Genomic DNA, 11,647 nt, shown 5'->3' with positions numbered 1-11,647 from the left:
TAAAGTTTAAGCACTTTAAGGGAATATAAGTGATGAGTGACAGGAAAGTAATAAAGATTACCGGGCATGCCGCCCCGACGGACTCGAAGCTGGAAAAGGTCGAGTTGATTCTGACGGATACTTCGCTGAGATATTATGATCTCATCACCCGGCTGGACCCACGGGTGACATCTGTTAACAGGCAATCGTTCAAGGTGGAGGATCGTGATCAAGCCAAGCTGCAGGTGTCGTTGGAGGGCAATTTTTTTGTCAGCGAAGTCAAAGATGATGAGTTGATTCTAAGAAAGAACATAGAGAATAATTTAAAGCTCATTCTGCAAAACCAGACCATTACCTTGAATCCCGATCTCTATTACGGAAATCGTTTATATAATGTTCTGGAAATGGATTTGCCGGAACTTCCCATTCCCGGGAATAACCAGCCGGTGATGTTGGGGAGCGCCGCCAGTCGGCCCTATGACTCGACAGCGCTGGTATTCAATGCAGAGAAGGAGGCGGATCTCGATCGATACCCAGGCGACACCCTGGTCAATTACGAAATCAAGCTGACCCGGCATGACGGGCAGCCGACGATCCCGACAACAGGGTATCTGAGTTTTGAGGAGATAAAGAAAGCCAAAGCAAAAGGTTTCGTTATTCTTCCGAGTGTTCCGACGTCAGCCTTCCATTTGAGCTCCCTGCAGTTTTCCTACCGTATTACGACGCGTGGGGGCGCTCGAGTCAGCTCTTTGGAGGACGAAAAAAAAGATTTCCTGCTGATCATGGCTCGCGCGTCAAGCCATCAGCTTATCGATATGAAGGCCATCAACAAGACCCATAGCCTCGACTTTTTGGAGATGAAATGTCTATTGAATGGCCAAGACCTGTTCAAGTATTTGAATATCGACTTTCCTCGGTTCAGGGTTTTTTATGATTCGGGAAGTGAGGTGTCCTATAACAGTGTGCACCACCTTGAACTTTCGACGGCAGTCAAGAAAATAGAGCATGGGCTGCTGATTGATATGGCGTCGCTCGCATCGGTCACTTATCTTGATCAGGAATCTTTTTTGCGCATGAAGGGATTGGCGTATTTTGAACAGGCACCACCGGAAATCGTCAATTTTTCCTATGAAATGCTCGACGCACATTATCAGCCGTTGGGCGAGGAGCCCTATGTAGGTCGTGGTCACTTTAGAAAAGTCATCGAAGACGCTGCCACGACGCGATTGTTCAATTTGGACAGGCAGGGCGACCCCTACTTTTTTCAGTTGGATATCAAGGACCCTTTAAAAGAAAATACCTCGGTTTGTTATTATCGAATCCTTCTGACGCCTCTCTTTCCCTCGGCGGCAATGGATCAGGTATTTTTCTCCGAAATTGACTTTTACTTTGATCGCGCGCTGACATTTTCAGCGATTGCCCAAGGGGTGGATCTCCCCCATGAGGACCTGGATATAGATCCCGTGGTCGAGGATTCCAAGCTGGAAGCGTTTCTTGAACAACATGTTTTGGCCTATACGGAGATTCCTTTCTCTTTTGAAAGAATGGCGAAAGATGTGTTCATGCGCGGGGGCTTTCCCGAAGCGGTGGCGAAGAATGTCTCTGTTCATGGCTATTCGAAAACCGGAAGAAAGCTATTCAGTAGCGCCTGGCTGAAAAAAGCCAGCCTCGAAGAAACACCCGCCTGGTGGCGGGGTGTGGAAATACTGGTGCTCTGTATCTGGATGAAAAAAAGTGCCCTTTCGGCAACCCCTTCACCTTACACATACCGCGCGGAAAGGGAGTTTGAAGGGGGCACTTATGACGCACCGTATTTTCTGGCCGTCGAAGGGAAATTCAATCCGTATACCTACATTCCCTGCCTGAAAGGCAACCATGAATATGAACTGGACCCGCTCTTTTCCAACATCCTGTATGTGGGCCAGGGGCGCAGCAAGGTTCAAGGTCGCGGCTCACCGAATACGATTTATCTGATGTGGGACTCCCACACCACCTTTGATTTAGCCGCGGAGGAAGACCTTCGCAAGGGCATGGCGCCTTCTCGTCTGAAGCTGATGGGGGTCGAACTGGAGCACATCACGATGCAGGTCCCGGGGCCGGAGGATGAGCGTTGGGGGAGTATCGTTTTAGAGTGGGCCGTGCTGGTCGATCCTGAAAAGGAGCTGGCCGCGACCCAGGATTCCGTGCTTCTGGCCAGGTTGGGGGGGCGCCAGACGTCGCTCAAGGAAGGCTCGTTGACGCTGGTCAATTTCTTGAAGGAGCCGATCGGCGAGTTTCTGGAAATCGAGATAAGGGGACGCCGGTACAGCCTGGAAGTGTCGCAAAACGACGGAAAGGTCCATTGGCGGCGACACGTTGACCTCAGTCGTGAAACGCTGGGTGAGAAAACCGTTCTGCGTCAGTGGAGTGGCAAGACAGAGTACGTGTTGCGCAACAGCATTCTGGGGCAGGCCAATACGCCCCTTTATCCCAGCGAAGACGGTCAGGATATTTTGATCGCGCGGGGTGACGTGGCCTATCTGCATGGCGGTCGGCATGAAACCCAGCTGGTCGGAAATTTACCCGAGAACTTTTTCTACCTCAACCAGGGTGGAACCGACAATGTGATTGCCAACGGTTATAGAAATACCATTGAAATTTCCGACGTATTGGGCGGGGACAAGGTGCTCTTCCTGTCTACAAAGAAGGAGGCGGTCAACTTTATTTCAGCCCCTGCTGTCAGTTTCAGAACGGCGCAAATAAGAGAGGATGACCTGTTCTTTTTTCTGGAAACGGACGAGCACCTGCTGACGATTTGCTTGAAAGGCATTCTGGCGTGGCAACGCTCCGCGCAAAAACGACTCAGCCTGCTGCTTGAGGAGGGGATGTTCAGCGCCGATCAGTTGATTGAGTTTTTGAAACAGTCGGAGCGGAGTCATCGAGAGGAGGCTTATCGGTTCCAGTCGGCTCTACCGGAGCCGGCTCTTCAACAAGGCTTTACTCAATTGGCCGATAGGGTGGCTGAGGATAAGCACTCCAAGGCGTATCTGAAGGATCAGATCAACCGGTATGACGTGGTCGAAAAGGAATAAGGAGAAGCCCTGATGTCTGCGCAAGTCAAGTTATTGGAGATGAACGAAGGCCGTTATAAGGTAGCGTGCCCTTTTTATGGAGAAAAGGACTATGCCTTCACGTTCAAATTTACCGCTGCTCACGCGGTCTGGCAGGCCCATGATGCCGATTCCGCCAGTCTTGTCGCCAAACCGAATATCTGGATGGGTGAAGAGAAAGAAGATCATTATGTTATTGAACAACGGCCAGGGGCTGCTGAGGAACGGGTGCTTTCTTATCGGCTAGGCCGGAGTTTTACATTGGTCTGCCTGAACGATCAGTTGTATCTGATGCTCAGGGTCTGGGAGGAAGATAAGGAGGGCAAGGTTTCAGCGGCGAGTCGGCGTAATAAAAGCGCGGTGAAAGTCGCCACCCGCGTGGTCTCGGGAAAAGTCGAACCGCTGATGTTCTCCCATCAGGATCCCTGTGTCATCAAACTGGAAACCAGGGAGGGGCTCTCGACCGTCAAGGTATGGAGCACTAAAAAAAACGCGGAAGCGCCCTATATTCTGAGTGATTTCGGTGACGCATTTAATGATTTTTTCTCTGGTTTTAGTGAGTTTCAGTTCAATACCATTCCCGTGGCCATTAAAAATGGTCAGCACTCCTTGCGCCTGGAGAGAGTGGCGGCCTGGGTGGGCAACGCCCAGCCAGAGGGGGTGGAAAATTTCAGGGATTATCTGGAAGAAAAAGATCAGGTATTGAAGTGCTTTGGATATCGGCAATTACCTCTGGAACGCTTGTCTGCCTATTATCCGTTTCAGAAAAACAGATGGGGCACACTCAATGACGAGCTGTTTTACGCCGTGGAAAATACCCATTTCGATATCGAAACGACTCAGGGGCTGTGCTTTGATGCATTTAAAAATAAAGTCTCCCTTTCTTTAACGCCTTCGGCAGGCCAAGGGGCCTCGGGCAGTTTTATGTTGAATGTGTTGTTGAAGGAGCCGAGGTTGTTTGAGATCACGACGGTCGGCTCGTTGATTGATACGTGGAGTCGCAAGGAGCCGGTCTTTTCAAAGCGGCAATACGGGTTGAACTTTAAGAAAATTGTGGAGGACGTGGAGCGTTTTGATCCGGCCGCGACCTTTGTTCCCGGTGCTCACTATAAAGATCGAACCCTTGCGGAAATGATCAAGATCGGCGCATTGGCGAGCAGGCTTCCGCTCTTTATGGAACAGCTGCGGGTGTCGAATTTTGAGGTGACGGGGCAACTGAAGGCAACCATGAGTCAGCTTCAGGCCAAACTGAACGAAGATAAAAAGGCCCTTTACACCCGTCGAGCCGATATTGGCGTTCTCACCTGCAAGACCTCCGTGCCACAGAACAGCATCGTATTCACTGTGCAAATGCTAAGGCGAATGAAGGTCGACTCAGTGACTGGGGAACTGAGTCATGAAGAGAAAATGGTTTTCCATGACGATCAGGGTAACGACCGTGGGGCGATAGACTTGAAGGATTTCCCGTGTTTCCTGCTGCTTTCTCTGAGTGATGATCGAAAGGCCTTCAACGTATGCGCTGCCCGTACTGACAGCGATCTTTCCCGCGGGCTGGACGCTTCTTTGACGTATGCGATTGCCCCCGTCGCCGATCAAACCAAGCCTCAAGACAATCAAACCATCGATGAAGTCATGCTGACGCTCGGCCTGGGAAGTACAGGGGGAGGCGGCCCGATGATCTCGATCAAGGATTTGAGTTTTTGGCGTAGTGCATTGTGGCGCCGTGAGGGGTTGCTGACGGTCGGGGATAAGGTCGACAAGGACTATAACGTGAAAACATTGGCCCACTTAAGCTTTTCCGGTTCGCTCAATCCTCTGGTCGAACAATATAAGAAATCTTTGAAGGTTTAGGTGGGTGTATGCAAAAGTTATCGTTTGACTACAGCCTGAATCAATATGAGATATCAGGCGCTGGGCTGGACAAGGAAAAGCTGGCCTATCTTGAGTCCATCCTGAAGGTCTTGAAGCGCTACGCGGTTGTTTTTCCAAGTCTTTATTTGGAGGATACAACGATCAGGGCAACGCTGGTCGGGAAGACTTACACCCTGGGCGAAATCTATACCCAGGGGAGCGGGGAGCAGCGAGTGATCTATCCCTGTTTTCGACATCAGTGGAGCTTTGATTTTACCCGGGATATTCAGTCCTTTGTGCTTTGGCAGGAGATGAATGAATCGCTGAGAGCGACTTATTCGAAGCTTGAGTCGGATTTGTTGACCGCAAGAGAGGGCGTTGCGCACGCGCGGGTCCATTTGGCCTTGCTCAAGGATTTCATCGCAATGGCCAAGGCCGAGGGCAATCACCTGACTGAAAAGCGGGAAGAGTTGAGCTTTTTGAAGGGGTTGATCTCACTCTATTATCTGGGTGTCGTCCAAAAAAAATGGCGGGTGTTTCAGGGTGTCAACTTACCGGTGAGCCCCTCCCGACCGGGTGTGCGTGTGAAACGTGCTGTGGGCACGTCGCTCAATCTGCTGATTGGTGAGGATATTGCCAGTACCCTGCTGTATCAATCACTTATAACCTATGAAAATCAACATCCGTTGACGCTGATCGATTTTTATTTTTCCCACAAAAATAGAGGTGCGTTGAAAGATCCCGATGATTTAATCAAGTTCTCCATTTCGTTTAAAGAGGTATTTCGACGGATCTATGGCAGCGAATGGCAGATCAGTGCAATCGCTTTTCCCACCATTGTCGATGTCTTGAACCCCAGTGCGGCAATCCCCATGGATCCAGAGGACGCTCATCGATATATCGGCAATCTGGATAAGGAGTTTGTACGTTTCAGAAAGGAAAATCTGGATCGGTTGATTGGGCTTGATCAGGACTTGGGCGTCCACAGCATCAGCAGCTACCATCAGGCGCGATCACATGATATCGATACGTTCTTCGGTCGCGGCCGACCCAGCCCGATTAATGTCCTATCGATTGATTACATCAGCCCACGGGCGGCAGGTGCTCCGTTTGACGGCATCATCAACATCGTCGGTCATGCGGATATTTTTGGTTTGGCCGGCGTCTCCAGTGCTGAGAGAGTAGCCGGCTGGATATACAGTAATGTTACGAGCGTATTTGGAAAGGAACCTGCCAGGTTCAAGGAAATCAGGTATCTTAATTTTGCCGCGTGTAATTTCCCCAAGGCCATGGCGGAGTATGTCGCGGCGCTTTTTGTCGAGCGCTGCCTGGAGGCGGGGCGCTTTAATGTACGGGGCGGGGACGGTGTAGAAAGGCGCTGGATCCCGAATATAACCGTTATTTGCAGTCCTCACGCTTCTTTGGTGGCGTCCGCAAGCTCGGGCCTGGTGCCGTTCAATGCGACGGATATAAAGGATAGAATGGCTCCTCTTCCTGGTGTCGTGCTAAGAATCATGAAGGAGATGCAATCGGCCGAGTTTATTGATTTTATATCGAAGACTGGCGCTTGGGATTTTGCTGCGCCCGCGGTTCAGCGCTTCTTGCAGGAAACCCATGTGTTTTCCGTCGCCGGTCTGGTCAAGGAGGCTTTTCAAGGCGGTGTTGTATCAGAGGCTGAGTTTGACCAGGCCAAGCAGGAAAAAGCGTCTGGTTATAGTGTTTATGAGCGCGATCTGGAAGAGGAGCGAAAGAGGAGAAGGGCTGAGACAGTTGCGATTGGTGAAATGCCGTCGTTGCTGCTTGGGCCTTTGGCAGAGGCGCGGCATATTGCCCGCATGGAACACTTGGCTTATGAGATGGTTTCCATCAGGCCCAAGGGCGCGGAAGCGTTTTTACGGGTCAACACATTTGAAACCATGCGCCAGTTGCACGGGTATTATGCGGAAATAAAAAATCGCTATCTCTCTCGCAAACCGGATGGAACCATTGATGCCGATGCGAAGGTCAATAGTCAACAGTACAAGAGGGCCTTGGAGGATTTGAGAGCAGAAAACAGAATCAAGATTCTGATTGATCCGTTCGATCCTGGATATCATTACAAACGGCAGTTGATACTCAAGGGCTTTCGTGAGCATTTAGGTATTGCCTATCGGGAGTTTCAGGATTTCCCGTTCTACAGTGCGCACTATTCCCCGTTGTATGGTGTGCAACCTGATAATTATGCAACGACGTCCTACTACAGTCAGCAGTTGGCGCAGATTCTCTTTGTCGTTACCAAGCAAGAGTACAGGGAGATGACAGGGATTGAGGTGGACAGGATTCACATGTCCCCTGAAAGTAGTGTGCCGGACTCTATCTTCACTAAGGTTCAGCAGCACTTTAACGCTTTGACCATGAGGGCAATAGTGATTGGTGCACCCCTCTATCTCAGTCTTTTGGGCAGCGAGCAATTTGGCGTGTCGACGCGAGACCTGAGAGCGCTGCTCGAATCAGGCGAGGAAACCAAGATTCTTCCCGCCATCGATCAGCTGGAAAACAGTCTGAAACGAAAGAAGGCGTTGCTGCAGGATTCGACGTCCTTGAGACACCTGCAAGAGACCCAGGAAAACCTCGGTCGTGCCAAGACCGCCATCGAGAAAAAGCAGCTGTCCCCCGCCGTCCTGAAGACCAGCGCCCGCGTGGCCGCCGGTTCCAGCCGATTGCTCGGGGCCTTCGGGGTCTTTGTGGACTTCCGTACCCAGCCCTTCCACCTCGATTTTTCTTCGCTCAAATCGGGACTGTTTACTACCAGCGATTCATTGGCGGTGGTCAAGGGTGTTTTTGATTTCACCACGGATATCGGGCCGGTGCTGGCCCTGCGCCTGGCCTCCAGCGCTTCGCGAGCGCTCTGGCAGCCGAGGCTTGATCATCTGTTCTTCAAGATGAACAAGGTGTTGCTGCCCCTGGATGTGCTGTTCACGGCGGTCAGTCTGTACCGCAACGTCGAGGGTGCCCGCTTGGCGAAAACCGCCGAGGAGCAGGCGCTCTATATCACCATGACGGTGATCGATGGCGCCTCGTTTGGGGTGAGCCTGGCGGGATTTATCTTGCTGGGTGTGCCCGGGGTGGGGGTGGCGCTGATCCTGGTGGGGATGGCCCTGGCGGTGGTGAACATCCTTTTGAATGCCATCGTCAGTCTTTCCCAGTTGGAGAACTATCGCTGGGACGAAAAAGTGGGGTTGTTCTTCAGCAACCTGTTCGGCGCCTCAACGCTGCCGGGGATCCTGACCCAGCAGCAGATGCGTCAGGCGGCGGATCGATTGTTCACCGGCTTGCGGGAAGAGGGCATCGATCTTCTTCTGACGCCGATGATCAATGACGCGGACGATCACGATCAGACCAACCCGCTCAAGGATATTGGTGCGGTCAGCCAGGACACCAGCGTTCGCCAGCAGCCCAGGGGCTATACGTTGTCGCCGTCGGGGCTGACCTCGGATGACTTGACGTTCTGGGCGGATGCCAAGGACAAGGAAAAGACCGAACAGGTCCATAAGGGCTGGTACCTGCGCCGCCAGGAGGCTCGCCGGGGGCGAGAGCGCAAGCTGATGGTGACGATGCCTTCCACGCCGAGCACACGGCTGGAGGTACTGGATTTCGGTCCGATACCGACGATCCTGCTGTTCGGCGCCACGCCTCATCTGCTACTGGAGGCCAATCCGTTCGGCTGGGCGACGGGGGAGTCCCCGCAGGAGCAGGCCCTGAACAAATACCAGATCAGGCTGCATCCCGAGACCGCCTACACCCTGCAGTTCAAAAAGAGCGTACTGACCTCAAAAGACTTTGACTCGAACTTTGGCAGCCGAACGGAGTTGATCGTGCCCGAGGGGGCGTTCCAGCGTTTGCCTCAAGTGAGCCTGGATCTGTCTGGCCAGGAGGATGCCCGCGAAACGCTGGCGGAGTTGGACCTGTCCCTGCCTTCGCTGGAGGTCGTCAAGTTCAAGGACAAGAGTACTTTCCGGCTCGACCTGGTGAATGCCGCTGACCACGGCACCTGCGCGCTGGAGCAGGTGGTGCGGACCGTCCAACTGCCGGCCTATATCCGCTTCAAGAGCGGAGAAACCCACCCCGTGATGGCGGTGGTGGGGGAAGGCTCACGGATCACGCTGAGCAATTCGACGGGACGTTCGCTGCTGCTGCTAAGACGGGAGGTTCGTCGTTGCGAGATTGAGATACAGGCGTCGGTCAGCGGTTTTGCGGTTTCTGTTTGAATCTCCAGGTCAGAGCGGGACTGGACCCAGGGCACTGCGCTCGGAATGTTGGCGCAGCGCCCACTGCACATGCTCCTGGACCAGTTCCGACGGATGGTCCCGGCGGGTATTGAGGGCTTCAAGCACGGGGATCGTCGAGGGCGCATTCCCCAGCCCGACCGCCAGGTTGCGCAACCAGCGCTCATACCCCGCCCGGCGCAGTGGCGAGCCCTCGGTGTTTTTCAGAAAGGTCTCTTCGTCCCACAGGAACAGCTCGGCCAGCCCGGCATTGTCCAGGCTGTGTCGGGGCTTGAAGTCGCCTTCATCGGATGCGCGGGCGAAACGGTTCCATGGGCAGACGATCTGGCAATCGTCACAGCCAAACACCCGGTTGCCGATCAGCGGCCGCAACTCTTCCGGGATCGCGGTTTTCAGCTCGATGGTCAGGTACGAGATACAGCGCCGTGCGTCCAGCACATAGGGTCCGACAAACGCCGCCGTCGGACAGATATCCATGCATGCCGTGCAGCGCCCGCAATGTTCTGTGGCATGGGGAGCATCCACTGGTAGAGGCAGGTCGACAAACAGTTCGCCGAGAAAGAAGTAGCTGCCGGCCTTGCGATTGAGCACCAGGGTGTTCTTGCCGATCCAGCCGAGCCCGGCCTGTTCGGCAATGGCCTTTTCCAGCACCGGGGCGCTGTCGACGAAGGCGCGGTAGCCAAAGGGTCCGATAACCTGCTGGATACGCTCGGCGAGCTGTTGCAGGCGTTTGCGGATCAATTTGTGATAGTCACGGCCCAGGGCATAGCGCGAGACATAGGCTTTTTCCGGTTGGCCCAGGCGCTGGGCCATCTGCGTGTCGCCCGGGAGGTAGTCCATGCGCAACGACACCACTCGCAACGTGCCGGGCACCAGCTCGTCGGGGTGTGAGCGTTTGCTGCCGTGGGCGCCCATGTAATCCATGTCGCCGTGATAGCCGGCATCGAGCCAGCGTTGCAGGTGCCGCTCATGCTCGCCCAGCTCCAGACCGGCGATGCCGACTTGCTGAAAGCCCAGTTCACGGCCCCATTCCTTGATGGATTGGGCGAGGGCGGGGAGGTCGACGCTATTTACAGGCATGAGACAGGAGAAACCTAGGCTTTGGTGCGTATAATTCTGCCAGACATCAGAGCTCGACGACGCATGCCGCAGACCAAACCGCCTTTTTCCGATATTCAGTCATTGACCCTCGCCACCCTGCCGAGCCTTCCCGCACGAGAACTGGACGCCCACAAAGGGCAGTTCGGCCATGTGCTGTTGATCGGCGGCGACCGGGGTTTTGGCGGCGCCATTCTGCTCGCGGCCGAAATGGCCTTGCGCGGTGGTGCCGGGCTGGTATCCCTGGCGACACGTCCGGAACATGTGGCGGCCTCCCTGGCTCGGCTGCCGGAGGTGATGGCGCTGGGCATCGAGTCGGCCAATCAGCTGATGACGGTGCTGGCCCAGGCTGGCGTGCTGGTGGTCGGCCCGGGGCTCGGTCAATCCGCGTGGAGTCGCAGCCTGTTGTCACTGGCGGCCAATGCCGGGTTGCCGCAAGTCTGGGATGCCGACGCCCTGAACCTGCTGGCCACGGGCAGCTTTACCTTGCCGGCGGACAGCGTGATCACCCCTCATCCAGGCGAAGCGGCACGCTTGCTGGGGATTTCCACGGCCGCTGTACAGGCGGATCGTCCCGCCGCCGCCCTCCGGCTGGCCCGGCGGTACCAGGCGGTCTGCGTGCTCAAGGGGGCGGGCAGCCTGATTGCCGCGCCGGACGGGCGCTTGTCGATCTGCGAACGCGGCCATCCGGCCATGGCCACCGCCGGGCTGGGCGATGTCCTCTCCGGTTTGCTCGGCGCCCTGCGCGCCCAGGGCTTGCCGGCTTACGACGCCACTTGCCTGGCGGTATGGCTGCACGCCAGTGCCGGCGAGCAGTCGGGTAAAAACGGCCGAGGACTGGCGGCCAGCGATCTGATCCCGGTCATTCGACAGTTGCTGGAGGAGCAATCACCGTGTCTGAACTAACCCTTCAACTGCCGGATGAAGAGGCCATGGTCGCCTTCGGCCGGAAAATCGCCGAAGTCACCCGTGGCATCGGGGTGATTTTCCTCGAAGGCGATCTCGGCGCCGGCAAGACCACCTTGTCCCGGGGCATCATTCGCGGCCTCGGCCATGCCGGCGCGGTGAAAAGTCCGACCTTTACCCTGGTTGAACCGTACGAAATCGCTGATATCCGTGCCTTCCATTTCGATCTGTATCGCCTGGTCGACCCGGAAGAGTTGGAATACATGGGGATTCGTGATTATTTCGACGGCGCGGCCCTGTGCCTGGTGGAGTGGCCACAGCGGGGCGAGGGCTTTTTGCCAAAGCCCGACCTGACCATTACCATTAGCCCGCATAATGGCGGTCGTTCGCTGTATCTGTTGTCCCAGGGCGCCCGAGGCGACTCCTGGTGTGCCGAACTGGCATTGGAAATCAAATAAA

Annotated in this window: 6 protein-coding genes; 5 read left to right on the top strand and 1 reads right to left on the bottom strand. The window is 54.8% G+C overall.

Annotation, left to right across the window (positions count from 1 at the left end):
* The first annotated feature begins 32 nt into the window (after positions 1 to 32).
* From M5B42_RS06235 to M5B42_RS06225, 3 genes are read left to right on the top strand one after another with little or no spacing between them, the layout of a single operon-like run.
* Positions 33 to 3,050 carry a hypothetical protein gene (locus tag M5B42_RS06235; protein WP_248745295.1) on the top strand — a complete coding sequence of 1,006 codons (3,018 nt, stop codon included), beginning with the start codon at positions 33 to 35 and terminating at the stop codon, positions 3,048 to 3,050.
* 12 nt (positions 3,051 to 3,062) lie between these two features.
* Positions 3,063 to 4,919 carry a hypothetical protein gene (locus M5B42_RS06230; protein WP_248745294.1) on the top strand — a complete coding sequence of 619 codons (1,857 nt, stop codon included), beginning with the start codon at positions 3,063 to 3,065 and terminating at the stop codon, positions 4,917 to 4,919.
* 8 nt (positions 4,920 to 4,927) lie between these two features.
* Positions 4,928 to 9,166 (top strand): hypothetical protein, encoded by a 4,239-nt coding sequence (locus M5B42_RS06225; protein WP_248745293.1) that lies wholly within the window; start codon positions 4,928 to 4,930, stop codon positions 9,164 to 9,166.
* 9 nt (positions 9,167 to 9,175) lie between these two features.
* Here M5B42_RS06225 and queG read toward each other — a convergent pair whose 3' ends face one another.
* Positions 9,176 to 10,264, bottom strand: a complete 1,089-nt coding sequence (gene queG / locus M5B42_RS06220; RefSeq protein ID WP_152737691.1) for a tRNA epoxyqueuosine(34) reductase QueG — start codon at positions 10,262 to 10,264, stop codon at positions 9,176 to 9,178.
* A gap of 63 nt (positions 10,265 to 10,327) precedes the next feature.
* Here queG and M5B42_RS06215 point away from each other — a divergent pair, with 63 nt between their 5' ends.
* On the top strand, positions 10,328 to 11,188 hold the full coding sequence (locus M5B42_RS06215; protein WP_248745292.1) for an NAD(P)H-hydrate dehydratase: 861 nt from the start codon (positions 10,328 to 10,330) through the stop codon (positions 11,186 to 11,188).
* Positions 11,176 to 11,646, top strand: coding sequence for a tRNA (adenosine(37)-N6)-threonylcarbamoyltransferase complex ATPase subunit type 1 TsaE (tsaE, locus tag M5B42_RS06210; RefSeq protein ID WP_177098563.1), 471 nt, complete (start codon positions 11,176 to 11,178; stop codon positions 11,644 to 11,646). The genes M5B42_RS06215 and tsaE overlap by 13 nt, the downstream gene beginning before the upstream one ends.
* Position 11,647 lies beyond the last annotated feature (1 nt).

The organism is Pseudomonas sp. MWU12-2037 (genome assembly GCF_023242345.1).
GTDB lineage: Bacteria > Pseudomonadota > Gammaproteobacteria > Pseudomonadales > Pseudomonadaceae > Aquipseudomonas > Aquipseudomonas gingeri_D.
Note: the sequence above shows the minus strand (reverse complement) of the source record. Positions and strands in the feature narration are given on the sequence as shown.